General features: G+C 70.9%; 22 protein-coding genes. 18 read left to right on the top strand and 4 right to left on the bottom strand.

What is annotated here, in order from left to right:
* Positions 1-33 precede the first annotated feature (33 nt).
* Entirely contained in the window at positions 34-1,320 is a 1,287-nt protein-coding gene (locus tag ACZ7G1_RS30855; protein WP_470876864.1) for a geranylgeranyl reductase family protein, read from the top strand.
* An 18-nt stretch (positions 1,321-1,338) separates the two neighbouring features.
* Here ACZ7G1_RS30855 and ACZ7G1_RS30850 read toward each other — a convergent pair whose 3' ends face one another.
* The 3 genes from ACZ7G1_RS30850 to ACZ7G1_RS30840 form a co-directional block, all read right to left on the bottom strand.
* Positions 1,339-1,737 carry a PPOX class F420-dependent oxidoreductase gene (locus ACZ7G1_RS30850; protein ID WP_470876866.1) on the bottom strand — a complete coding sequence of 133 codons (399 nt, stop codon included), beginning with the start codon at positions 1,735-1,737 and terminating at the stop codon, positions 1,339-1,341.
* Between the two features lie 61 nt (positions 1,738-1,798).
* A complete protein-coding gene (locus ACZ7G1_RS30845; protein WP_470876868.1) occupies positions 1,799-2,725 on the bottom strand; it encodes a hypothetical protein in 927 nt (308 codons plus the stop codon).
* 4 nt (positions 2,726-2,729) lie between these two features.
* Positions 2,730-3,143 (bottom strand): hypothetical protein, encoded by a 414-nt coding sequence (locus ACZ7G1_RS30840; protein WP_470876870.1) that lies wholly within the window; start codon positions 3,141-3,143, stop codon positions 2,730-2,732.
* Positions 3,144-3,369: 226 nt separating this feature from the next.
* Here ACZ7G1_RS30840 and ACZ7G1_RS30835 point away from each other — a divergent pair, with 226 nt between their 5' ends.
* The 3 genes from ACZ7G1_RS30835 to ACZ7G1_RS30825 are packed head-to-tail and all read left to right on the top strand — an operon-like array spanning position 3,370 to position 6,736.
* Complete coding sequence (locus ACZ7G1_RS30835) at positions 3,370-4,797, top strand: peptidoglycan-binding protein (protein WP_470876871.1); 1,428 nt, start codon at positions 3,370-3,372, stop codon at positions 4,795-4,797.
* On the top strand, positions 4,794-5,474 hold the full coding sequence (locus tag ACZ7G1_RS30830; RefSeq protein ID WP_470876873.1) for an ABC transporter ATP-binding protein: 681 nt from the start codon (positions 4,794-4,796) through the stop codon (positions 5,472-5,474). The genes ACZ7G1_RS30835 and ACZ7G1_RS30830 overlap by 4 nt, the downstream gene beginning before the upstream one ends.
* Positions 5,471-6,736, top strand: a complete 1,266-nt coding sequence (locus ACZ7G1_RS30825) for an ABC transporter permease (RefSeq protein ID WP_470876875.1) — start codon at positions 5,471-5,473, stop codon at positions 6,734-6,736. The genes ACZ7G1_RS30830 and ACZ7G1_RS30825 overlap by 4 nt, the downstream gene beginning before the upstream one ends.
* A gap of 70 nt (positions 6,737-6,806) precedes the next feature.
* Here the strand turns inward: ACZ7G1_RS30825 and ACZ7G1_RS30820 are convergent, their stop codons facing one another.
* On the bottom strand, positions 6,807-7,661 hold the full coding sequence (locus ACZ7G1_RS30820) for a C40 family peptidase (protein ID WP_470876876.1): 855 nt from the start codon (positions 7,659-7,661) through the stop codon (positions 6,807-6,809).
* 669 nt (positions 7,662-8,330) lie between these two features.
* Here ACZ7G1_RS30820 and ACZ7G1_RS30815 point away from each other — a divergent pair.
* Genes ACZ7G1_RS30815 through nuoN form a run of 14 tightly spaced genes read left to right on the top strand, consistent with a single transcriptional unit; the run spans position 8,331 to position 24,083 of the window.
* The gene (locus ACZ7G1_RS30815) at positions 8,331-8,690 is read left to right on the top strand and encodes an NADH-quinone oxidoreductase subunit A (RefSeq protein ID WP_019888619.1); all 360 of its coding nucleotides are present in this window, start codon (positions 8,331-8,333) and stop codon (positions 8,688-8,690) included.
* A 17-nt stretch (positions 8,691-8,707) separates the two neighbouring features.
* The gene (locus ACZ7G1_RS30810; RefSeq protein WP_024756031.1) at positions 8,708-9,262 is read left to right on the top strand and encodes a NuoB/complex I 20 kDa subunit family protein; all 555 of its coding nucleotides are present in this window, start codon (positions 8,708-8,710) and stop codon (positions 9,260-9,262) included.
* Positions 9,259-9,990, top strand: coding sequence for an NADH-quinone oxidoreductase subunit C (locus tag ACZ7G1_RS30805; RefSeq protein ID WP_470876878.1), 732 nt, complete (start codon positions 9,259-9,261; stop codon positions 9,988-9,990). Before ACZ7G1_RS30810 ends, ACZ7G1_RS30805 begins: the two co-directional genes overlap by 4 nt.
* Complete coding sequence (locus tag ACZ7G1_RS30800) at positions 9,990-11,321, top strand: NADH-quinone oxidoreductase subunit D (protein WP_470876880.1); 1,332 nt, start codon at positions 9,990-9,992, stop codon at positions 11,319-11,321. The genes ACZ7G1_RS30805 and ACZ7G1_RS30800 overlap by 1 nt, the downstream gene beginning before the upstream one ends.
* On the top strand, positions 11,318-12,058 hold the full coding sequence (gene nuoE, locus ACZ7G1_RS30795; RefSeq protein ID WP_470876882.1) for an NADH-quinone oxidoreductase subunit NuoE: 741 nt from the start codon (positions 11,318-11,320) through the stop codon (positions 12,056-12,058). The genes ACZ7G1_RS30800 and nuoE overlap by 4 nt, the downstream gene beginning before the upstream one ends.
* Complete coding sequence (nuoF, locus tag ACZ7G1_RS30790) at positions 12,055-13,407, top strand: NADH-quinone oxidoreductase subunit NuoF (protein ID WP_362558350.1); 1,353 nt, start codon at positions 12,055-12,057, stop codon at positions 13,405-13,407. Before nuoE ends, nuoF begins: the two co-directional genes overlap by 4 nt.
* Positions 13,404-15,887 carry an NADH-quinone oxidoreductase subunit G gene (locus tag ACZ7G1_RS30785; protein ID WP_470876884.1) on the top strand — a complete coding sequence of 828 codons (2,484 nt, stop codon included), beginning with the start codon at positions 13,404-13,406 and terminating at the stop codon, positions 15,885-15,887. The genes nuoF and ACZ7G1_RS30785 overlap by 4 nt, the downstream gene beginning before the upstream one ends.
* The gene (gene nuoH / locus ACZ7G1_RS30780; RefSeq protein WP_470876885.1) at positions 15,884-17,248 is read left to right on the top strand and encodes an NADH-quinone oxidoreductase subunit NuoH; all 1,365 of its coding nucleotides are present in this window, start codon (positions 15,884-15,886) and stop codon (positions 17,246-17,248) included. Before ACZ7G1_RS30785 ends, nuoH begins: the two co-directional genes overlap by 4 nt.
* A complete protein-coding gene (nuoI, locus tag ACZ7G1_RS30775) occupies positions 17,223-17,819 on the top strand; it encodes an NADH-quinone oxidoreductase subunit NuoI (protein WP_470876887.1) in 597 nt (198 codons plus the stop codon). The genes nuoH and nuoI overlap by 26 nt, the downstream gene beginning before the upstream one ends.
* On the top strand, positions 17,816-18,643 hold the full coding sequence (locus ACZ7G1_RS30770) for an NADH-quinone oxidoreductase subunit J (RefSeq protein ID WP_470876889.1): 828 nt from the start codon (positions 17,816-17,818) through the stop codon (positions 18,641-18,643). The genes nuoI and ACZ7G1_RS30770 overlap by 4 nt, the downstream gene beginning before the upstream one ends.
* The gene (gene nuoK, locus ACZ7G1_RS30765; RefSeq protein ID WP_017239464.1) at positions 18,640-18,939 is read left to right on the top strand and encodes an NADH-quinone oxidoreductase subunit NuoK; all 300 of its coding nucleotides are present in this window, start codon (positions 18,640-18,642) and stop codon (positions 18,937-18,939) included. Before ACZ7G1_RS30770 ends, nuoK begins: the two co-directional genes overlap by 4 nt.
* Positions 18,940-18,949: 10 nt before the next feature.
* Complete coding sequence (nuoL, locus tag ACZ7G1_RS30760) at positions 18,950-20,845, top strand: NADH-quinone oxidoreductase subunit L (RefSeq protein WP_470876891.1); 1,896 nt, start codon at positions 18,950-18,952, stop codon at positions 20,843-20,845.
* A gap of 5 nt (positions 20,846-20,850) precedes the next feature.
* Positions 20,851-22,437 carry an NADH-quinone oxidoreductase subunit M gene (locus ACZ7G1_RS30755; RefSeq protein ID WP_470876893.1) on the top strand — a complete coding sequence of 529 codons (1,587 nt, stop codon included), beginning with the start codon at positions 20,851-20,853 and terminating at the stop codon, positions 22,435-22,437.
* Complete coding sequence (gene nuoN / locus ACZ7G1_RS30750; protein WP_470876895.1) at positions 22,434-24,083, top strand: NADH-quinone oxidoreductase subunit NuoN; 1,650 nt, start codon at positions 22,434-22,436, stop codon at positions 24,081-24,083. The genes ACZ7G1_RS30755 and nuoN overlap by 4 nt, the downstream gene beginning before the upstream one ends.
* The last annotated feature ends 147 nt before the right edge of the window (positions 24,084-24,230 follow it).

Raw genomic sequence — 24,230 nt, 5'->3', positions numbered from 1 at the left:
GTCCTCATCGCCGAATCTTCGGGAGACCCCGCCGTGACCGAGCAGCCCCTGTCCGAGCACAGCGCAGACGTCATCGTCGTCGGAGCGGGCCCGGCCGGCTCGACCACCGCGTACTACCTGGCCAAGGCCGGGCTCGACGTCCTGCTCCTGGAGAAGACCGCGTTCCCGCGCGAGAAGGTCTGCGGCGACGGACTCACCCCGCGCGCCACCAAGCAGCTCGTGGCGATGGGCATCGACATCTCCGAAGAGGCCGGCTGGCTGCGGAACAAGGGCCTGCGGATCATCGGCGGCGGCGTGCGCCTGGAGCTGGACTGGCCGGAGCTCGCGTCGTTCCCGGACTACGGACTCGTCCGCAAGCGCGACGACTTCGACGAGCAGCTGGCGCGCCAGGCGCAGAAGGCCGGCGCGCGCCTGTACGAGCGCTGCAACGTCGGCGCCCCGATCGTCGACGACCGCACGGGCCGCATCACCGGCGTCCACGCGAAGCTCGGCGAGGAGAAGCGCGAAGTCACCTTCCACGCGCCGCTGGTCGTCGCCGCCGACGGCAACTCCACCCGGCTGTCCCTCGCGATGGGCCTGCACCGGCGCGAGGACCGCCCGATGGGCGTCGCGGTCCGCACGTACTTCACCAGCCCCCGCCACGACGACGACTACCTGGAGTCCTGGCTCGAACTGTGGGACCGGCGCGGCGCCGAGGACCGGCTGCTGCCCGGCTACGGCTGGATCTTCGGCATGGGCGACGGCACGTCCAACGTCGGCCTCGGCATCCTCAACTCCTCCTCCGCCTTCAAGGAGCTGGACTGGCGCGAGGTCCTCAAGGCCTGGTGCGCCTCCATGCCGGAGGAGTGGGGCTACACCCCGGACAACATGACGACGCCCATCCGCGGCGCCGCGCTCCCCATGGCCTTCAACCGCCAGCCCCACTACACCAAGGGCCTGCTGCTCGTCGGCGACGCCGGCGGCCTCGTCAACCCGTTCAACGGCGAGGGCATCGCGTACGCCATGGAGTCGGGCCAGATCGCCGCCGACGTCATCGTCCAGGCGCACGCCCGCGCCACCCCCGCCCAGCGCGAACTGGCCCTGCGCAACTACCCGCAGGTCCTCAAGGACACCTACGGCGGCTACTACACCCTCGGCCGCGCCTTCGTGAAGCTCATCGGCAACCCGAAGATCATGAAGGTCGCCACCCAGCGCGGCCTCACCCACCCGCTCCTGATGAAGTTCACGCTCAAGATGCTCGCCAACCTCACCGACCCGACCGGCGGCGACGCGATGGACCGCATCATCAACGGCCTCTCGAAGGTCGCGCCGAAGGCCTGACCCGGCCGGGCGCTCTTCTCAGAGGCTGCCGACGACCTTGCGCGGGGTCACGCGGACGACCACGCGCTGGGCGTCGTCCTTCGACGCGGGGTTGAAGTCGGCGTAGTCCTTGCCCGTGTACTTGCGGGAGAGGTCGTCGATGAGTTCCCGGCCGCCCTCGGTGGTCAGCTCCGCGAGGCCGCGGATCTCGGCGTACGTGTAGGGCGCCTGCGGGGGGTTGATCATGATGGTCACCCGCGGGTCGCGGCGCATGTTCTTCTCCTTGCGGCGCCCGACGGTCGTGGACAGCAGCAGGTCGTCGCCGTCGCGCTTGATCCAGACGACCGACAGCTGGGAGCTGCCGTCGGGCTGGATGGTGGCCACGGTCGCGAAGGCGTGCTCCTCGTCGATGTACTTCTTCAGGTCCTCGGACAGCATGACGTGACTCTCCCTTGGTCGATTACCGTACGGGTGTGATCACTCACCCTAGGTGATCGGCTCAGCCGTTGCGCGCCGCCGCCAGCTTGATCCGGGCGCCGAGTTCGGACTTCGCGCGGGTCAGGGTCTCGGCGTGCTGCTCGGCCGCCCGCTTCTGGAAGTCCACTTCGGCGGCGTACCAGACGGCGACGAGGTCCGTCCGCTCCTTGCAGGCCACGTCCTGGACGGCGGCGGAGACGGCGCCGGGGCCGGCCAGCGTGGCCTGGGTGAGCCCGAGGTCCTGCTGGGGGCTGACCGGGTCGCCGGTGCGGTAGCCCTTCTCGGCCATGCAGCGCGACCACCGGTCGACGGCCCGCGCCACGCGCGCGTCCTGCCGGGCGCGCGTGAAGGCCTCCGCTTCGAGGCGGAACACGAACAGGGCGTCGACGGCGCCCTCCCGGGGCGCGTACATCCGCAGGAAGGCCTCGCGGCCGCAGCCGCCGACGGGCACCTTCAGGCCGTTGACCTTCCGGCCGCTGTCGGTGCGCTCCGACTCCGGCAGGCTCATCGGCATCCGGCCCTTGACCGGCGGTCCGCTCAGGGCGAGTTCGCCGCCGGGGCCGAGGGCCTCGGCGGGCTCCTTGCCCGGCGGCCGGGCGCCGCCGCGCGGGGCGTAGCCGTGGCGGGCGGCGGCCGTGGCGTCGGTGAGCCCGTAGCGGGACGAGGTGCCGGTGCGGGCGGGCCGCGGCTGCTCGGGCGGCCGGTAGGCGAAGCCGAACCGTTTCATGCAGTCGGCGGTGAGCAGCGCCTGCGCCCGCTCGATGCCCCGGCTCTCCTCGTCCGTGGGCTTGTAGCCGTCGAGCGGATACGTCAGCCGGGGCGCGTCCTTCGCCCGCGGCGGCGCGGTGGACGCGGCCGGGGTGTCGTCGCCGGTTCCGCCGGGGGCGCAGGCGGTGAGGAGCGCCGCGCCGAGCAGGAGGGCGGCGGCGGAGAGCGGAGTGCGGGGCATGGGGTCAGCGGGCCTTGTAGTGGTAGGCCGAGGAGATCTGGTTCTTGAAGGTGGTGGAGGCGTTGCCGTAGTAGTTCGCCGGGATGCTGCCCTCGATGCCGCCGGCGAACGAGCCGGTGTACACGTACCAGACGACGCGGTCGCGGTTGAAGTACGAGGCGGTGTTGTTGTCGGTGATCTGGCCCTGGCCGTCGCCGTAGCCGGGGAAGCGGTCGTCGGCGAAGTTGTTGTCCGCGAGGTAGAGGTCGAAGACCGAACCCATCAGGGACGAGTTGTAGAACAGGCCGAACTCGCGGTACTCCAGCTCGCCGTCCTTGGTCGCGGCGGAGGCGGTGCCGCCGCCGGCCAGGACGCCGGCGCCGAGGGCGGTGAGGGCGACCGCCGTGCTGAGGGCGCGCCGGATGGCCGTGGTCTGCATGCCGTTGCCTTTCGGGGCGGGACGGAACGGTGTGACGCATGGGGCCGCTGCGGGGCCGATTGAGAAGTACACGTCATGAATGGGTGCCGGTCTACGTCTCTTTGGGCCAGAGAACCCAAACCATCCGGCCCACAACTGGCGCGATTTCACCGTCCGTTGATCTCGGCCCTGAGCATCGCCTTCAGTGGCTAGGGTTCGCGGGACCCTCCCAGGAAGGACCCCGCCGATGAGACGTCCCCAGGCCGCCCCGCCGCACCTCGCCGCACTCGTCGCGGGAGCCGTGCTCCTCACCGGCGCCGGAGTCGTCGCCGGGACGTTCATCAGGTCGCCCGCCCGGATCGCCGCGGACGCCGAGCCGCCGCCGCCCGACGTGCTCACCGCGCGCGTCGAGAACCGTGTGCTCCACGAGACCGTCGTCCTGCGCGGCACCGTCGTCGCCGGACAGACCGTCCGGGTCGCCCCGGCCGCCTCCGCCGGCGAGGGCGGCACACCCGTCGTCACCAAGGTCCCGGCCGCCGTCGGCTCGGCCGTCCGCCCCGGGCAGGTCGTCCTGGAGACCTCGGGCCGCCCCCTCTTCGTACTGAAGGGAAGCCTGCCGGTCTACCGCGACCTCAAGCCCGGCGCGGCCGGCGACGACGTCGCCCAGCTCCAGGACGCCCTCGCCGCCCTCGGCCACCCCCGGGGCGGCGACCCCCGCGGCACCTTCGGCCCCGGCACCAAGCGGGCCGTCGCCGGGTTCTACGCCTCCGCCGGGTACGACCCCCGGCCCGCGGTGGCCGACGACGGCGCCGCCCTCACCGCGGCCGCGGCGGCCGTGACCGGCGCCGAACGGGCCGCCGAGGACGCCCGCGACGCGCTCCTCGACAACCGGGACGCCACCCAGGCCAAGGCCCTCCGCAAGGCGCGCGACCGCGCCGCGGCCGACCTGACCGTCGCCCGGACCGTCCTCGCCGAGGCGCGCGCGGCGGCGGGCCCCATGGTCCCGGCCGGCGAACTCGTCTTCGTCGAACGCTTCCCCGCCCGCGTCGCCACCGTCTCCGTCACCCCCGGATCGCCCGTCTCCGGCACCCTCATGACCCTGTCCTCCGGGCGGCTCGTGGCACGCGGCTACCTCCAGGACCACCAGCGGGGCATGGTCAGACCGGGCCAGAAGGTACGGATCCTCGACGAGGAGACCGGCACCGAGCACACCGCCGACGTGGTGGGCGTCGCCGACCGGGCCACCCGGCACCCCGCGGGGCCCGCCCCGGACACCGGCACCGGCGACACCGGCGGCGACTCCGGCGGCGGGGGAGACGGCGGCGGCCAGGACCAGTCACCCGGCACCGGCGCCGCCGGCTTCCTCCTCACCGCCGCGCCCGGCACGGAACTCCCGCCCGCCCTCGCCGGCAAGGAGGTCCGCCTCACCATCGAGGCCGCCTCCACCGATGGCAAGGCCCTCGTCGTGCCCGTCACCGCCGTCTCCGCCGCCGCCGACGGCCGTACGGTCGTCACCACCGTCCACGCCGGCGGCCGCCAGGACCGGGTCGAGGTCCGCACCGGCACCCTCGGCGACGGATACGTGGAAGTCGTCCCGCTCGCCCCCGGCCGCCTCGCCGACGGCGACGAGGTCGTGACCGGCCTCGCCGCCTCCGCCCTCCGGGAGACCCCGTGACCCCCGTCGTCGAGTTCCGCGGGGTCGGCCTCACCTACCCGGGACCGCCGCCCGTCGAGGCCCTGCGCCCCTGCGAACTCGCCATCCACCGAGGCGAGTTCGTCACCGTCGTGGGCCCCTCCGGCTCCGGCAAGTCCACCTTCCTGAACGTCCTGGGCCTGCTCGACGCCCCCACCGAGGGCACCTACCTCCTCGACGGCATCGACACCGCCGCCCTCCCCGACGCCCGGCGCACCGCCCTGCGCGGCCGCCGCATTGGCTTCGTCTTCCAGGCCTTCCACCTCCTCCCGCACCGCACCGCCACCGAGAACGTCACGCTCTCCACGCTGTACGCGGCGGTGCCCCGCGCCGAACGCCACACCCGGGCCCGGGACGCCCTGGACCGCGTCGGCCTCGCCCACCGGGCCGACGCCCTCCCCACCCGGCTCTCCGGCGGCGAACGCCAGCGCGTCGCCATCGCCCGCGCCCTCGCCGCCCGCCCCTCGCTGCTCCTCTGCGACGAACCGACCGGCAACCTCGACTCCGACAACGCCGCCACCGTCCTCGCCCTCCTCGCCGAACTCCACGCCTCCGGCATGACCGTCGTCGTCATCACCCACGACCCCGACGTCGCCGCCCGCGCCGACCGCACCCTCACCCTCCGGGACGGCGTACTACGCGAGGGACGTCCCCTATGAAACCCGCACAAACCCCCCGTATCCCTCGCGCTCCCCGTACCCCTCACCCCGTCGAGCTCTCCCGCCTCACCCCCCGCGACCTCCTCTCCGAAGCCGTCGCGGGCCTGCTCCAGCGGCCCGGACGGTCGGTGCTCACCGCGCTCGGCACGGTCCTGGGGGTGGGCGCGTTCGTCGCGGTCCTCGGGCTCACGGCGACGGCGTCCGCGCGGATCGACGCGCGGTTCGACCTGCTGACCGCCACCGAGGTCAGCGTCGAGGACATCGCCCGGGAACGGGACGAGTTCGCCGGGCCCGGCTTCCCCGCCGACGCGGACGCCCGGATCGGCCGGCTCGGCGGGGTCAGGGACGCCGGGGTCCTCTGGACGGTCAGGCTCGCCCCGGGCACCGCCGTACGGGCCGCTCCGGTCGGCGGCGGCGCGGACGGCGAACGGATCGACGTCGTCGCCGCCTCGCCCGGCGCCCTGCGCGCCGCCGTCCCCCACCTCGCGCAGGGGAGGCTGTACGACGAGTTCGCCTCCTCGAAGGCCCAGCCGGTGGCGGTGCTCGGAGCCTCGGTCGCCGCGCGGCTCGGCATCACCACCCTGGAGACGCGGCCCGCGGTGTTCATCGGGGACGAGCCGTTCGTGGTGGCGGGGATCGTCGACGACGTACGGCGCCGGGCCGACGTGCTGATGTCGGTGACGGTGCCCCGCACCACCGCCGAGCGCCTGTGGGGCCCGCCGGAGAGCGGGGCGGCCACGATGCTCGTCGCGACGGAGACCGGCGCCGCCCGGCAGATCGCGGCCGAGGCGCCCGTCGCCCTGCGCCCCGACCACCCGGAGTACCTCAAGGCGGTCCCGCCGCCCGACCCGAGGACCCTGCGGGCCGGCGTCACCGGCGACCTCGACCGGCTGTTCCTGCTGCTCGCCGCGGTCTGCCTGGTGATCGGCGCGGTCGGCATCGCCAACACCACCCTGGTCGCCGTCCTGGAACGGACCGGCGAGATCGGGCTGCGCCGCGCCCTGGGCGCGAGGAGCCGGCACATCACCGCCCAGTTCCTCACGGAATCAGCCGCTTTGGGCGGTATCGGCGGGCTCGTCGGCACGGCGGCGGGCGTCTGCACGGTGCTCGGGGTGGCGCTGGCCCGGGACTGGACACCGGTCGTCCACCCGGCGACCGTCGCCGCTGCCCCGGCGATCGGCCTCGCCACCGGCCTGCTCGCCGGCCTCTACCCGGCCCGCCGCGCCGCCCGGATCGCCCCGGCCGAGGCGCTGCGGCACTGACGGCGGGTACGGCGAAGGGCCGTCTCTCCCCCGAGGAGTGACGGCCCTTCGTCGTACGGCTGTGGAGCGGTCAGAGGATGCGGACGGCGCCCGAGGGCATGTCCCAGTCCAGGGAGCGCTCGACCACACCGGTGGAGGAGTTCTGCGCGCCGACGTACTTGCCGCCGCCGACGTAGATCGCGACGTGGTACGAGCCGCTGCGGCTGCCCCAGTAGAGGATGTCGCCCGGCTGCAGGTTGTTCAGGGAGACCGAGGTGCCCATGCTCGACTGCTGGTACGAGATGCGCGGCAGGTCGATGTTGGCCTGGCGGTAGGCGGCCTGGACGAGGCCGGAGCAGTCCCAGGAGTTGGGGCCGGTGCCGCCGGTGACGTAGGCGTCGCCGACCTGGGCGCGGGCGAAGGCCACGATCGCGGCGGCGGAGCCGGTGGGGGCCTGGGTGTTCTCGTCCGACGTCGAGGAACCACCGGTCGAGCCGGAGTCGTTCGTGGACGCGAGCTGGGTGCGGACGCTGTCGCGGGACGCGCGGGCGGCGGCGTCCTTGCGCTCCTGCTCGGCCTTGGCGCGGGCCTTCTCGGCGCGCTCGGCCTCGGCCTTGCGGTCCGCCTCGGCCTTCGCCTTCTTGGCGTCCTTGGCGGCCTTCTGCAGGGCCACGTTCTCCTGGGTCTGGAGGCTCTGGTCGAGGGCCTCCTGCTGCGACGCCTCGGCGGAGGCGGCGACGGCGCTCGCGAGGCCGGTGCCGGCGTCGAGCGAGCCCAGGGTGGGCATTTCGATGGTCTCGGTCACCGGCTCGGCATTCGCCGGCCCGGCAGCACCGGCCACCGCGATGGTGCCGAGGACGCCACCGGCAACTCCTGCCCGCAGGGCGAGCTTCGAGGCGCTGCGGCGGGGCTTCCGGTGGCTGGGTATGTGAGCGGTGTGGGACATGGGAACAACCGCTATCAGGGGTTCGTGGTTCCCATCAAGAAACGTGGGTTGCGCCACAGTTACGTTCGGAACCTCACAATCCGCTTCCCTGACGCCCTTATTGACGCCGTAACGGGCAAATCGGGCACAGCTCATCCGGCCCTTGATCATGGGTTTTCAATGAAACGTCCGAATTGCCCGACGCTTACCACCTCTTGACACCGATGGCCAAGCCCCGCTTTCTCGGGGCCTCGGCGGTGTGGTGCAGGTCACACTTTCATCTCATGAACGCTCGTGAAAGCGCGCACGCGTCCATTTCCGTCCGCCGGACCCCCCGACCGGGCGACGACGGGTTCCTTTATCACCCGGATGCGTCCACCACCAATTTGCTTGCATGGGCCAACACTTGATAGTGCGGCACCCCCTCCGAGCAGCGATTTCCGGTCCGGATGTCACATCTGGTGATCACCTGGGCGCTTCGCGCGACAAGATCACCGCTCATCCGACTTCATGATCCTTCGTCAGGTGGTGGAGATCACAAAGTCGTTGCTGACACCCGTGTCGCAGATCACAGAGGGGCGGGCATAAGATGCGGGGCAGCCGGGCTTGTGAACTGCCTCACATGGGGGCGATCTTTCCCGCCCGGTGGTGCGGTCCAACGGTCAAGGACGACTGGAAGGAGCGAGGAGCGTGAATGCGTACGCGCCCGTCCTCGTGCTCGGTGCCCTGGGTGCGGGGTTTGCGATCTTCTCCGTGGTCATGGCCACGCTTATCGGGCCAAAGCGGTACAACAGGGCAAAGCTTGAGGCGTACGAGTGCGGCATCGAACCGACGCCCACTCCCGCCGGAGGCGGTCGCTTCCCGATCAAGTACTACCTGACGGCGATGCTCTTCATCGTCTTCGACATCGAGATCGTCTTCCTCTACCCCTGGGCCGTCACCTTCGACGCCCTGGGGCTTTTCGGGCTCGTGGAGATGCTGCTCTTCGTGCTCACCGTCTTCGTCGCCTACGCGTACGTGTGGCGTCGCGGCGGCCTGGAATGGGACTGAGGGGCTGAGGGGCACCTATGGGACTCGAAGAGAAACTCCCGAGCGGCTTTCTGCTGACGACCGTCGAACAGGCCGCGGGCTGGGTGCGCAAGGCGTCCGTGTTCCCCGCGACCTTCGGCCTCGCCTGCTGCGCCATCGAGATGATGACCACCGGAGCCGGCCGGTACGACCTGGCCCGCTTCGGCATGGAGGTCTTCCGCGGCTCGCCGCGCCAGGCCGACCTGATGATCGTCGCCGGCCGGGTCAGCCAGAAGATGGCGCCGGTCCTGAGGCAGGTCTACGACCAGATGCCCAACCCCAAGTGGGTCATCTCCATGGGCGTCTGCGCCTCCTCGGGCGGCATGTTCAACAACTACGCGATCGTGCAGGGCGTCGACCACATCGTGCCCGTCGACATCTACCTGCCCGGCTGTCCGCCGCGGCCGGAGATGCTGCTCGACGCGATCCTCAAACTCCACCAGAAGATCCAGACCTCCAAGCTCGGCGTGAACGCCGAGGAGGCGGCCCGGGAGGCGGAGGAAGCGGCGCTCAAGGCGCTGCCGACGATCGAGTTGAAGGGTCTGCTCCGGTGAGCGACGAGACACCCAACCCCGAGAAGGAGCTGAGCGCGCAGAACCTGCCCGGCCAGCGCGGGGACCACGGCGAGGAAGTGCGCGTCCAGCGTGGCATGTTCGGCGCCGACAACGGCGGCGACACGTCCGGTTACGGCGGACTCGTCCGCTCCGTCCGGATGCCCGGCCCGGCGGTCCGCCCCTACGGCGGCTGGTTCGACGAGGTCGCCGACGAACTCGAAGGCGCCCTGGAAGAGCAGGGACTCCTCCCCGAGAACGCCATCGAGAAGACCGTCGTCGACCGCGGCGAGCTCACCTTCCACATCGAGCGCGAGCACCTGGTCCGCGTGGCCCGCACCCTGCGCGACGACCCGGCCCTCCGCTTCGAGCTCTGCACCGGCGTCTCCGGCGTCCACTACCCGACCGACAAGGGCCGCGAGCTGCACGCCGTCTACCACCTGCGCTCGCTGACCCACGGCCGGCTGATCCGCCTGGAGGTCTCGGCCCCCGACGCCGAGCCGCGCATCCCCTCGCTCGTCGCCGTCTACCCGACGAACGACTGGCACGAGCGCGAGACGTACGACTTCTTCGGCATCGTCTTCGACGGCCACCCCGCCCTCACCCGGATCATGATGCCGGACGACTGGCAGGGCCACCCGCAGCGCAAGGACTACCCCCTCGGCGGCATCGCGGTCGAGTACAAGGGCGCCCAGATCCCGGCTCCGGACCAGCGGAGGTCGTACAGCTGATGTCCACCTCAGAAGCGTCTCCCCGCGAGACCACCGAAGGCACCGTCTACACGGTGACGGGCGGCGACTGGGACGAGGTCGTCCAGTCCGCGGCCAAGGCCGACGACGAGCGGATCGTCGTCAACATGGGTCCCCAGCACCCGTCCACCCACGGCGTGCTCCGGCTCATCCTGGAGATCGACGGCGAGACCGTCACCGAGGCCCGCTGCGGCATCGGCTACCTCCACACCGGCATCGAGAAGAACCTCGAATACCGGACCTGGACGCAGGGCACCACCTTCGTCACGCGCATGGACTACCTCACCTCGTTCTACAACGAGACGGCGTACTGCCTCGGCGTGGAGAAGCTGCTCGGCATCACCGACGACATCCCGGACCGGGCCAGCGTCATCCGCGTCCTGCTGATGGAGCTCAACCGGCTCTCCTCGCACCTGGTGTGCATCGCCACCGGTGGCATGGAGCTCGGCGCCACCACGATCATGATCTACGGCTTCCGGGACCGCGAGATGATCCTGGACCTGTACGAGCTGATCACCGGCCTGCGCATGAACCACGCGTTCATCCGCCCCGGCGGCCTCGCCCAGGACCTCCCGCCCGGCGCCGTCGACGCCCTGCGCGAGTTCGTGAAGACCATGAAGAAGAACCTGCCGGAGTACGACAAGCTCGCCACCGGCAACCCCATCTTCAAGGCCCGCATGCAGGACGTCGGCTACCTCGACCTCACCGGCTGCATGGCCCTCGGCGCCACCGGACCGATCCTGCGCTCCGCGGGCCTCCCGCACGACCTGCGCAAGACCGACCCGTACTGCGGCTACGAGAACTACGACTTCGAGGTCCCCACCACCGACACCTGCGACTCCTACGGACGCTTCCTGGTCCGCCTGGAGGAGATGCGCCAGTCGCTCCGGATCGTCGAGCAGTGCCTCGACCGCCTCCGGCCCGGCGGCCAGGACCCCGTCATGGTCGGCGACAAGAAGATCGCCTGGCCCGCGCAGCTCGCGCTCGGCCCCGACGGCCTCGGCAACTCCCTCGACCACATCAAGAAGATCATGGGCACCTCCATGGAGGCCCTGATCCACCACTTCAAACTGGTCACCGAGGGCTTCCGGGTTCCCCCCGGGCAGGCCTACGCCGCCGTCGAGTCGCCAAAGGGCGAGCTCGGCGTGCACGTCGTCTCCGACGGCGGCACCCGCCCCTTCCGGGTCCACTTCCGCGACCCGTCCTTCACCAACCTCCAGGCCATGGCCGCGATGTGCGAGGGCGGCCAGGTCGCCGACGTCATCGTCGCCGTCGCCTCCATCGACCCCGTGATGGGAGGCGTCGACCGATGACGGAGAACGTCAGCCTGGGGATGCCCCAGCTCCCCGCCCCCGCGTATCCGGACGAGGTCCGCGCCCGCCTGGCGGAGGACGCCAGGGCGATCATCGCCCGCTACCCGGACTCCCGCTCCGCGCTCCTGCCGATGCTGCACCTCGTGCAGTCGGAGGAGGGCCACGTGACCCGTACCGGCATGGCGTTCTGCGCCGACACCCTCGGCCTCACCACCGCCGAGGTCACCGCCGTCGCCACCTTCTACTCGATGTACCGGCGCAAGCCCTCCGGCGACTACCAGGTCGGCGTCTGTACGAACACGCTCTGCGCGGTCATGGGCGGCGACGCCATCTTCGAGGAGCTCAAGGAGCACCTCGGCGTCGGCAACAACGAGACCACCGAGGACGGCAAGGTCACCCTCGAACACATCGAGTGCAACGCGGCCTGCGACTTCGCGCCCGTCGTGATGGTCAACTGGGAGTTCTTCGACAACCAGACCCCCGCCTCCGCCAAGAAGGTGGTGGACGACCTGCGGGCCGGCCGGACCGTCGAACCCACCCGCGGCGCCCCGCTCTGCACCTTCAAGGAGACCGCCCGCATCCTCGCCGGCTTCCCCGACGAGCGCCCCGGAGCCGTCGAGGCCACCGGCGGAGCGGGCCCCGCCTCCCTCGTCGGCCTGCGACTGGCCAAGGGCGAGCAGCCGCACCACCGAATCGTCCACCCGCGTGGTGAGACCTCCGGACAGGAGGGGGAGTGATGACCTTGGCCGCCGAGATCGACAACAGCAGCCCCGAGAAGCTGCTCGCCCCCGTGCTCTCCGCCTTCTGGGACCAGCCCGACTCCTGGACCCTGGCGACCTACGAGCGCCACGAGGGCTACCAGGGCCTCAAGCGGGCCCTCGCGATGAGCCCCGACGACCTCATCGCGTACGTCAAGGAATCCGGGCTCCGCGGACGCGGCGGCGCCGGCTTCCCCACCGGCATGAAGTGGCAGTTCATCCCGCAGGGCGACGGCAAGCCGCACTACCTCGTCGTCAACGCCGACGAGTCCGAGCCCGGCACCTGCAAGGACATCCCGCTCCTCTTCGCCAACCCGCACTCCCTCATCGAGGGAATGATCATCGCCTGCTACGCGATCCGCTCCGAGCACGCGTTCATCTACCTGCGCGGCGAGGTCGTCCCCGTGCTCCGCCGCCTCCACGAGGCCGTCCGCGAGGCCTACGCCGCCGGATACCTCGGCCGGAACATCCTCGGCAGCGGACTGAACCTCGAACTCACCGTGCACGCCGGCGCCGGCGCGTACATCTGCGGCGAGGAGACCGCGCTCCTCGACTCCCTCGAAGGGCGCCGCGGCCAGCCCCGGCTGCGCCCGCCCTTCCCCGCGGTCGCCGGTCTGTACGCCTGCCCCACCGTGGTGAACAACGTCGAGTCCATCGCGTCCGTTCCCGCGATCCTCAACCGGGGCAAGGAATGGTTCACCTCGATGGGCAGCGAGAAGTCCCCCGGCTTCACGCTCTACTCGCTGAGCGGGCACGTCGCCTCGCCCGGCCAGTACGAGGCACCGCTCGGCATCACCCTGCGCCAGCTCCTCGACATGAGCGGCGGCATGCGCCCCGGCCACCGCCTCAAGTTCTGGACCCCCGGCGGCTCCTCCACGCCGATGTTCACCGACGAGCACCTCGACGTGCCCCTCGACTACGAGGGCGTCGGCGCCGCCGGCTCCATGCTCGGCACCAAGGCGCTCCAGTGCTTCGACGAGACCACCTGCGTCGTCCGGGCCGTCACCCGCTGGACCGAGTTCTACGCCCACGAGTCCTGCGGCAAGTGCACCCCCTGCCGCGAAGGCACCTACTGGCTCGTCCAGTTGCTCCGCGACATCGAGGCGGGCAAGGGCAAGCTGTCCGACCTCGACAAGCTCAACGACATCGCCGACAACATCAACGGCAAGTCGTTCTGCGCCCTCGGCGACGGCGCCGCCTCGCCGATCTTCTCCTCGCTCAAGTACTTCCGCGCGGAGTACGAGCAGCACATCACCGGCCGGGCCTGCCCCTTCGACCCGGCCAAGTCGACCGCCTGGGCGGACAACCACAAGGAGGTGACCGCATGACCGTCACCACGTCCGGCCCATCGGGCGGCGGCAGCCCGGCCGTGCCCCCCGAGGACCTCGTCACGCTGACCATCGACGGCGCCGAGATCTCCGTCCCCAAGGGAACGCTGGTCATCCGCGCCGCCGAACAGCTCGGCATCGAGATCCCGCGCTTCTGCGACCACCCGCTCCTCGACCCCGCCGGCGCCTGCCGCCAGTGCATCGTCGAGGTCGAGGGCCAGCGCAAGCCGATGGCCTCCTGCACCATCACCTGCACCGACGGCATGGTGGTGAAGTCGCAGCTCACCAGCCCCGTCGCCGAGAAGGCCCAGCACGGCGTGATGGAGCTGCTGCTCGTCAACCACCCGCTGGACTGCCCGGTCTGCGACAAGGGCGGCGAATGCCCCCTGCAGAACCAGGCCATGTCCCACGGGCAGGCCGAGTCCCGCTTCGAGGGCGTCAAGCGGACCTACGAGAAGCCGATCCCGATCTCCACCCAGGTCCTGCTCGACCGCGAGCGGTGCGTGCTCTGCGCCCGCTGCACCCGCTTCTCCAACCAGGTCGCGGGCGACCCGATGATCGAGCTCATCGAGCGCGGCGCCCTCCAGCAGGTCGGCACCGGCGAGGGCGACCCCTTCGAGTCGTACTTCTCCGGCAACACCATCCAGATCTGCCCGGTCGGCGCCCTCACCTCGGCCGCCTACCGCTTCCGCTCCCGCCCCTTCGACCTGGTGTCCTCGCCGTCGGTCTGCGAGCAGTGCGCGGGCGGCTGCGCCACCCGCACCGACCACCGGCGCGGCAAGGTCATGCGGCGGCTCGCCGCCGAGGACCCCGAGGTCAACGAGGAGTGGATCTGCGACAAGGGCCGCTTCGGCTTCCGGTACGCCCAGCAGCGCGACCGGCTCACCACCCCGCTCGTCCGCAACCCGGAGACCGGTGAGCTGGAGACCGCCTCCTGGCCCGAGGCCCTGGAGGCCGCCGCGCACGGACTCGTCCGCGGCCGCACCGGCGTCCTGACCGGCGGCCGGCTGACCGTCGAGGACTCCTACGCGTACGCCAAGTTCGCCCGGGTCGCCCTCGACACCAACGACATCGACTTCCGGGCCCGGATCCACTCCGGCGAGGAGGCCGACTTCCTGGCCGCCGCCGTCGCCGGACGGGGCCGCGACCTGGACGGCACGGGTGTCACGTACACCTCGCTCGAAGCCGCTCCGGCCGTGCTCCTCGTCGGCCTGGAGTCCGAGGAGGAGGCCCCCGGCGTCTTCCTGCGGCTCCGCAAGGCCTGGCGCAAGCACGGCCAGCGGACCTACGCGGTCGCCTCCTTCGCGACCCGGGGCCTGGAGAAGGCCGGCGGCACCCTGCTGCCCGCCGCCCCCGGCACCGAGACCGAATGGCTCGACGCGCTGACCTCCCGGGTCGGCCTGATGGGCGACGGCCTGGCCGCCGCCGAGGCCCTCCGCGAGGAAGGCGCCGTCCTCGCCGTCGGCGAGCGCCTCGCGGGCGTGCCCGGCGCGCTCACCGCCGCCCTGCGCGCCGCGACCGCCACCGGCGCCCGGCTCGTCTGGATCCCGCGCCGCTCCGGCGAACGCGGAGCCGTCGAAGCGGGCGCCCTGCCGACGCTGCTGCCCGGCGGCCGGCCCGCGACCGATCCCCGCGCGCGTGAGGAGGTCGCCGCCGCCTGGGGCGTCCGCGAACTCCCGCACCGCTACGGCCGCGACACCGGACAGATCGTCGAGGCCGCCGCCACCGGCGAGCTCGGCGCGCTGCTCGTCGCCGGTGTGGAGGTCGCCGACCTGCCGGACCCGGCACGCGCGCGCGAGGCGCTCGACGCGGCCTTCGTGGTCTCCCTGGAGCTGCGGCCCGGCGAGGTCACCGAGCGCGCCGACGTCGTCCTGCCGGTCGCCGCCGTCGCCGAGAAGCCCGGCACCTTCCTCAACTGGGAAGGCAGGGCCCGGCTCTTCGAGGCCGCGCTCAAGCCCGAGCAGATGACCCGGCCCCTCTCCCCGTCCGACGCGCGCGTGCTCCACATGCTCGCCGACGCCCTCGACGCCCACCTCGGCCTGCCCGACCTGCGGTCGGTGCGGCGGGAGATGGACCGGCTCGGCGGCTGGACCGAGGAGCGGGCCACCGCTCCCGCCGAACCCGGCCAGGCGGCGCCCCGGGCCGGCGACGGCGAGGCCGTCCTCGCCGGACACCGTCTCCTCCTCGACCTCGGCCGGCTCCAGGAGGGCGACACCGCGCTCGCCGGCACCCGGCACGCGGCCGTCGCCCGGCTCTCCGCCGGCACCGCCGCCGACACGGGCGTCAAGGACGGCGACGTCCTGGAGGTGACCGGCCCCGCGGGCTCGGTGTCCCTCCCGCTCCAGGTCACCGAGATGCCCGACCGGGTCGTCTGGCTGCCGCTCAACTCGACCGGCCGCGGCGTCCTCTCCGACACCGGCGCCCACCCCGGCGACCTGGTCCGCATCGGCCCGGCGACCCCGCAGGAGGTGCAGGCATGACCGCGAACGTCCTGGCCGCGGAAGACCTCTCCATGTTCGGCACCGACCCCTGGTGGCTCGTGCTGATCAAGGCGGTCTTCTGCTTCGCCTTCCTGATGATCACCGTGCTCTTCTCCATCGTGTGGGAGCGCAAGGTCGTCGCCTGGATGCAGCTGCGCATCGGCCCCAACCGGCACGGCCCCTGGGGCATGCTCCAGTCCCTCGCGGACGGCATCAAGCTGATGCTCAAGGAGGACGTGATCGTCAAGAGGGCCGACAAGGTCGTCTACGTCCTCGCCCCGATCATCGCCGCCATCCCCGCCTTCATGGCGATCGCCGTGATCCCCTTCGGCCCGGCCGGCAACGAGGTCTCGATCTTCGGCCACCGGACCGCGATGCAGCTCACCGACCTGCCGATCGCGATGCTGTACGTCCTCGCGGTCGCCTCCGTCGGCATCTACGGCATCGTCCTCGCCGGCTGGTCGTCCGGCTCCACGTACCCGCTGCTCGGCGGACTCCGGTCCTGCGCGCAGATGATCTCGTACGAGATCGCCATGGGCGCGGCCTTCGCGTCCGTCTTCCTCTACTCGGGGTCGATGTCGACCTCGAAGATCGTCGAGGCGCAGGCGGACCGCTGGTTCGTGATCCTGCTGCCGGTCTCGTTCATCATCTACATCGTCACGATGGTCGGCGAGACCAACCGCGCCCCGTTCGACATGCCGGAGTCCGAGGGCGACCTCGTCGGCGGCTTCAACACCGAGTACTCCTCCATCAAGTTCGCGATGTTCATGCTCGCCGAGTACGTGAACATGGTGACGGTCTCGGCCGTGTCGGTGACGCTCTTCCTGGGCGGCTGGCGGGCCCCGTACCCCGTCTCCACCTTCTGGGAGGGCGCGAACCACGGCTGGTGGCCGATGCTCTGGTTCGTGATCAAGGTCCAGCTGCTGCTGTTCTTCTTCATCTGGCTCCGCGGCACCCTGCCCCGCGTCCGCTACGACCAGCTGATGAAGCTCGGCTGGAAGGTCCTCATCCCGGTCTCCGTGGTCTGGCTGATGCTGGTCGCCACCGTCCGGGCGCTGCGGAACGAGAACATCGCCTTCTCGAACATCGTCCTGTACGTGGCCGGCGCCGTCCTCGGACTGCTGCTGCTCTCCTTCGTCGTGGACCTGTTCCGCGACCGGAAGGCCAAGGCGGGCAAGGCCGGGCCCGCGAGCGCGCCCGCCTTCGACGCGATGGCCGGCGGCTTCCCCGTACCGCCCAAGCCCGGGCAGACCCTGCCGCCCGTGCCGCGGCGCAGGCCCCGGCGGGACCGGGACCTCGTTGTCAGTGGCGCCCCCGATACTGCTACTGCGAGTGATGGAAAGGAGACGGACGGTGTCTGACTTCCAGAATCCGGTGGCCGGTTTCGGCGTGACCTTCAAGGCCATGTTCAAGAAGCGGCTGACCGAGCAGTACCCGGAACAGCAGAAGACGACGGCGCCCCGCTTCCACGGCCGGCACCAGCTCAACCGTCACCCCGACGGCCTGGAGAAGTGCGTCGGCTGCGAGCTGTGCGCCTGGGCCTGTCCCGCCGACGCCATCTACGTCGAGGGCGCGGACAACACCGACGAGGAGCGCTACTCGCCCGGCGAGCGCTACGGCCGCGTCTACCAGATCAACTACGCCCGCTGCATCCTGTGCGGCCTGTGCATCGAGGCGTGCCCCACGCGCGCGCTGACGATGACCAACGAGTTCGAACTGGCCGACTCCTCCCGCGAGAACCTGATCTACACCAAGGAGCAGCTCCTCGCGGGCCTCGAGGAGACCATGGTCGATTCGCCGCACGCGATCTTCCCCGGCATGACCGAGCAGGACTACTACCGGGGCCTCGTCACCGAGGCCGCTCCCGGCACGGTCCGCCAGGTCGCCGTCTCCAAGGGCGAGAAGGGCGAGCCGGAGGGGGCGGAAGCATGAGCGCCAACCTCGCCGCCTACGCCACCTCTTCGGGCGAGGCCTTCCAGTTCTGGGTCCTCGGCACCGTCGCCGTCGCCGGCGCCCTCGCCACGATCCTGATGAAGAAGGCCATGCACAGCGCCCTGTCGCTGGCCGGCACGATGATCGTCCTCGCGGTCTTCTACCTGGCCAACGGCGCGTACTTCCTCGGCATCGTCCAGATCGTCGTCTACACCGGCGCGATCATGATGCTCTTCCTCTTCATCGTCATGCTCGTCGGCGTCACCGCCGCGGACTCGCTGAAGGAGACCATCAAGGGGCAGCGCTGGTGGGCGGCGGCCTGCGGCCTCGGCTTCGGCATCCTGCTGATCGCCGGCATCGGTCAGGCCTCGCTCACCGAGTTCGCCGGCCTCGGCGCCGCGAACACGGCGAACGGCGGGAACGTGGAGGGCCTCGCCGCCCTCATCTTCACCAAGTACGTCTTCGCCTTCGAGATCACCGGCGCGCTCCTCATCACCGCCGCCGTCGGCGCGATGGTGCTCACCCACCGCGAGCGCACCGAGCGGGCCCGCACCCAGCGCGAGCTCTCCGAGCAGCGCGTGCGGGAAGGCAAGCACGTCCCGCCGCTGCCCGCGCCCGGTGTCTACGCCCGGCACAACGCCGTGGACATCGCCGGTCTGCTGCCCGACGGCACCCCGTCGGAGCTCACCGTCATCTCGACCCTGCGCAAGCGGGGCCAGGTCCGGGACGTGTCCACCGAGGCGATGGCCGACCTCAAGGCCCTGGAGCGGCGCTCCCAGGAGCGGCTCGGCCGGGACCGGGACGAAGAGGAGGCCACCCGGTGAATCCCGTCAACTACCTGTATCTCGCCGCCCTGCTGTTCACCATCGGCGCGGCCGGGGTGCTGATCCGGCGCAACGCGATCGTGGTCTTCATGTGCGTCGAGCTGATGCTCAACGCCTGCAACCTCGCGTTCGTCACCTTCTCCCGCATGCACGGCAACCTCGACGGCCAGATCATCGCGTTCTTCACGATGGTCGTCGCCGCCGCGGAGGTCGTCGTCGGGCTCGCGATCATCGTGTCCGTCTTCCGTGCCCGCCACTCGGCCTCGGTCGACGACGCCAGCCTGATGAAGCTGTGAGGGGCTGACCGTGGAAAATCTCATTGCGCTGCTCGTCGGGGCGCCCCTGCTCGGGGCGGCGGTCCTGCTCTGCGGCGGCCGCCGGCTCGACAGGACCGGGCACTGGCTCGGCACGCTCCTCGCGGCCGTCTCCTTCTTCATCGGCCTCGCGCTCTTCGCCGACATGCTCGGCAAGGGCGCCGAGGACCGGGCCCTGCACCAGCGGCTCTTCACCTGGATCCCCGTCGAGGGCTTCCAGGCGGACATCGCCTTCCAGCTCGACCAGCTGTCGATGACGTTCGTCCTGCTGATCAGCGGGGTGGGCACGCTCATCCACGTCTACTCCATCGGATACATGGAGCACGACGAGCGCCGCCGCCGGTTCTTCGGCTACCTCAACCTGTTCGTCGCGGCGATGCTGCTGCTGGTCCTCGCCGACAACTACCTGCTCCTGTACTTCGGCTGGGAGGGCGTCGGCCTCGCCTCGTACCTCCTGATCGGCTTCTGGCAGCACAAGCCCAGCGCGGCGACCGCCGCGAAGAAGGCCTTCCTGGTCAACCGGGTCGGCGACATGGGCCTGTCCATCGCCATCATGATCATGTTCACCACCTTCGGGACCTTCGCCTTCGGGCCGGTGCTCGCGGCGACCGGGCAGGTCTCCGAGGGCAAGGCGACCGCGATCGGCCTGATGCTGCTCCTCGCGGCCTGCGGCAAGTCGGCCCAGGTGCCGCTGCAGTCCTGGCTCGGGGACGCGATGGAGGGCCCGACCCCGGTCTCGGCCCTCATCCACGCGGCCACGATGGTGACCGCCGGTGTCTATCTGATCGTCCGCTCCGCCGACATCTTCAACGCCGCCCCGGACGCCCAGCTGGTCGTCACCGTGGTCGGCGCCGTCACGCTCCTCTTCGGTGCGATCGTCGGTTGCGCGAAGGACGACATCAAGAAGGCCCTGGCCGGTTCGACGATGTCGCAGATCGGCTACATGATCCTGGCGGCCGGTCTCGGTCCCGTCGGCTACGCCTTCGCGATCATGCACCTGGTGACCCACGGCTTCTTCAAGGCCGGGCTCTTCCTCGGTGCCGGTTCGGTCATGCACGGCATGAACGACGAGGTCGACATGCGGAAGTACGGCGGCCTGCGGAAGTACATGCCGGTCACCTTCGCCACGTTCGGCCTCGGGTACCTCGCGATCATCGGCTTCCCCGGCCTGTCCGGCTTCTTCTCCAAGGACAAGATCATCGAGGCGGCCTTCGCCAAGGGCGGCACCGAGGGCTGGATCCTCGGCTCGGTCACCCTGCTCGGCGCCGCCATCACCGCGTACTACATGACCCGCGTGATGCTGATGACCTTCTTCGGCGAGAAGCGCTGGCAGCCCGACGCGGACGGCCACGAGCCGCACCCGCACGAGTCGCCGAAGTCCATGACGATCCCGATGATCCTGCTGGCCTTCGGGTCCGTCTTCGCGGGCGCCTTCTTCGGCATCGGCGACCGCTTCGTCGCCTGGCTGGAGCCGGTCACGAGCTTCGAGCACGGCCACCCGCCGATCGGCGCCGCGGCCATCACCTCCGCCACCGTCGCCGTCATGGTGATCGGCGTCGGCATCGCGTACCTCCAGTACGGACGCCGGCCCGTGCCCGTGGTCGCCCCGCGCGGCTCGCTCCTCACCCGGGCGGCCCGCCGCGACCTCCTCCAGGACGACTTCAACCACGCCGTGTTCGTCACGGGCGGCACCCACCTCACCCGCTCGCTCGTCTACGTCGACCACACCCTGGTCGACGGCGTCGTCAACGGCACCGCGGCCTCCGTCGGCGGACTCTCCGGCCGGCTGCGCAAGCTCCAGAACGGCTACGCCCGCTCGTACGCGGTCTCCATGTTCGGAGGTACGGCGGTGCTCATCGCCGCGACCCTGCTGATGAGGGCGGTGTAACTCATATGTCCTTCCCGCTCCTTACGGCCACGGCAGCGGTTCCGGCGGTCGGTGCGATCCTCACCGCCGCCGTGCCCGCCGCCCGCCGCACCGCCGCCAAGTGGCTGGCGCTGCTCGTCTCGCTCGCCACCCTCGTGCTCGCCGGCATCGTCTTCGGCCGCTTCGAGCCCGGCGGCGAGCGGTACCAGCTCACCGAATCCCACTCCTGGATCAAGGACTTCGGGGTCCGCTACGAACTCGGGGTGGACGGCATCGGGGTGGCGCTCATCGCGCTCACCGCCCTGCTGATCCCCTTCGTCATCCTGGCCGGCTGGCACGACGCCGACCCCCTGGAGACCTCCTCGAAGAGGTGGCGGCCGACGCAGGGCTTCTTCGCCCTGATCCTCATGGTCGAGGCGATGGTGATCCTCTCCTTCGAGGCCACCGACGTCTTCCTCTTCTACATCCTCTTCGAAGCCATGCTCATCCCGATGTACTTCCTCATCGGCGGCTTCGGCGACCGCGCCCACGCGGGCTCCGACGAGAACGCGGCGGCCCAGCGTTCCTACGCGGCGGTCAAGTTCCTGCTCTACAACCTGGTCGGCGGCCTCATCATGCTGGCCGCCGTCATCGGGCTCTACGTCGTGGCGGGCAACTTCTCCCTGACGGAGATCGCCGAGGCGCGGGCCAACGGCTCCCTGGAGATGGCGACCAGCACCGAGCGGTGGCTGTTCCTCGGCTTCTTCTTCGCCTTCGCGGTGAAGGCGCCGCTCTGGCCGCTGCACACCTGGCTGCCGAACGCGATGGGGGAGGCCACCGCCCCGGTCGCCGTCCTCATCACCGCCGTCGTCGACAAGGTCGGCACCTTCGCGATGCTCCGCTTCTGCCTCGGGCTCTTCCCCGAGGCCTCGAAGTGGGCCACCCCCGCGATCGTCGTCCTCGCCCTCATCAGCATCGTCTACGGGGCGCTGCTCGCCGTCGGCCAGCGGGACATCAAGCGCCTGGTGGCCTACGCGTCGATCTCGCACTTCGGCTTCATCATCCTGGGCATCTTCGCGATGACCACCCAGGGCCAGTCCGGTGCCACGCTCTACATGGTCAACCACGGCATCTCGACGGCCGCGCTGATGCTCGTCGCCGGCTTCCTGATCTCCCGGCGCGGTTCGCGGCTCATCGCCGACTACGGCGGTGTGCAGAAGGTCGCCCCGGTGCTCGCCGGCACCTTCCTGATCGGCGGCCTCGCAACCCTGTCGCTGCCCGGACTCGCCCCGTTCGTCAGCGAGTTCCTCGTCCTGGTGGGCACGTACGCCCGCTATCCGGTGGCCGGCATCATCGCCACCACCGGCATCGTCCTCGCCGCGCTCTACACCCTCGTCCTCTACCAGCGGACGATGACCGGGCCGGTGAAGGAGGAGGTCCGGGCGCTGCCCGACCTGCGGGCGCGTGAACTGGCGGTCGTGATCCCGCTGATCGCCGTGCTGATCTTCCTCGGGGTCTTCCCGAAGCCGCTGACGGACGTCGTCAACCCGGCGGTGCGGCACACCATGTCCGATGTCCAGCAGAAGGACCCGAAGCCTTCTGTGCCTACGCAGAACGTGGAGGCGGCCAAGTGAGCGCAACGGCTGTCCACAGCTTGTGGACGACGGCCGCCGAGCCGATCGCCAAGATCCCGGCGCCCCACATCGAGTACACGCAGCTCTCGCCCGTGCTCATCGTGCTCGGCGCCGCGATCCTCAGCGTCCTCGTCGAGGCCTTCGTGCCGCGCAAGGGCCGCTACCTCGGCCAGGTCTTCCTGTCCGTCCTCGCCCTCGCCGCGGCCTTCGCCGCCGTCGTCGGCCTCGCGGCCGGGGGCTACGGCTCCACCAAGGCCCACATCGCGGCCATGGGCGCCATCGCCGTCGACGGACCGGCCCTCTTCCTCCAGGGCACCATTCTCCTCGCCTCGATCGTCGCGGTCTTCACCTTCGCCGAGCGCAGGCTCGACCCGGCCGACCACGGCCACAAGGTCGACTCCTTCGCCGCCGAGGCCGCCGCCGTCCCCGGCAGCGAGCAGGAGAAGGCGGCCGTCAAGGCCGGGTTCACCACCACCGAGGTCTTCCCGCTCGCCCTGTTCGCGATCGCCGGCATGCTGGTCTTCCCGGCGGCCAACGACCTCCTGACGCTCTTCGTCGCCCTGGAGGTCTTCTCCCTCCCGCTGTACCTGCTCTGCGCCGTCGCCCGCCGCAAGCGGCTGATGTCGCAGGAGGCGGCCGTCAAGTACTTCCTGCTCGGCGCCTTCTCCTCGGCCTTCCTGCTCTTCGGGATCGCCCTGCTCTACGGCTACGCGGGCTCCGTCTCGTACGCCACCATCGCCGACGTCGTCGACGGCTCGGTCGCCTCCGTCGACCCGGCCCTCGCCGACACCATGGGCAACGACGCGCTGCTCCTCATCGGCTTCGCCATGGTCCTGATGGGGCTGCTCTTCAAGGTCGGCGCCGTCCCGTTCCACATGTGGACCCCGGACGTCTACCAGGGCGCCCCGACCCCGGTCACCGGCTTCATGGCCGCCGCGACCAAGGTCGCCGCCTTCGGCGCGCTGCTCCGCCTGCTGTACGTGGTGCTGCCGGGCCTCACCTGGGACTGGCGGCCGGTCATGTGGGGCGTCGCCATCGTCACCATGCTGGGCGGTGCGATCGTCGCCATCACCCAGACCGACATCAAGCGGCTCCTCGCCTACTCGTCGATCGCGCACGCCGGCTTCCTGCTCGCCGGTGTCATCGCGGCCACGCCCAGCGGGATCTCGTCCGTCCTCTTCTACCTGGGGGCGTACTCCTTCGTGACGATCGGCGCGTTCGCCGTCGTCACCCTGGTCAGGGACGCGGGCGGCGAGGCCACCCACCTCTCCAAGTGGGCCGGGCTCGGCCGCCGTTCGCCGCTCGTCGCGGCGGTCTTCGCGGTCTTCCTGCTCGCCTTCGCCGGCATCCCGCTGACCTCTGGCTTCTCCGGAAAGTTCGCGGTCTTCAAGGCGGCGGCGGAGGGCGGCGCGGGCGCGCTCGTCGTGGTCGGTGTGATCTCCTCGGCGATCGCCGCGTTCTTCTACATCCGGGTGATCGTGCTCATGTTCTTCAGCGAGCCGAAGGCCGACGGCCCCACGGTCGCCGTCCCCTCGGCGCTCACCACGCTCACCATCACGGTCGGCGTGGCGGTCACCCTCGTGCTCGGCCTCGCGCCGCAGTACTTCCTGGACCTGGCGAACCAGGCGAGCGTCTTCGTCCGGTAGGTCCCGTCCCGCCCGTGAGGGGCCCGGCTCGCAGCGGCGAGCCGGGCCCCCCCCCCCCACCCCCCCAGGGGAAACTCCCCGCTGGGTTTTGTTCGCGCAAAAGCCCACCCGATTCTTCTTCTTCAACCCAAAAAGCTCCACCCCGAT

This window comes from Streptomyces sp. NPDC037273, from assembly GCF_055603625.1.
Note: the sequence above shows the minus strand (reverse complement) of the source record. Positions and strands in the feature narration are given on the sequence as shown.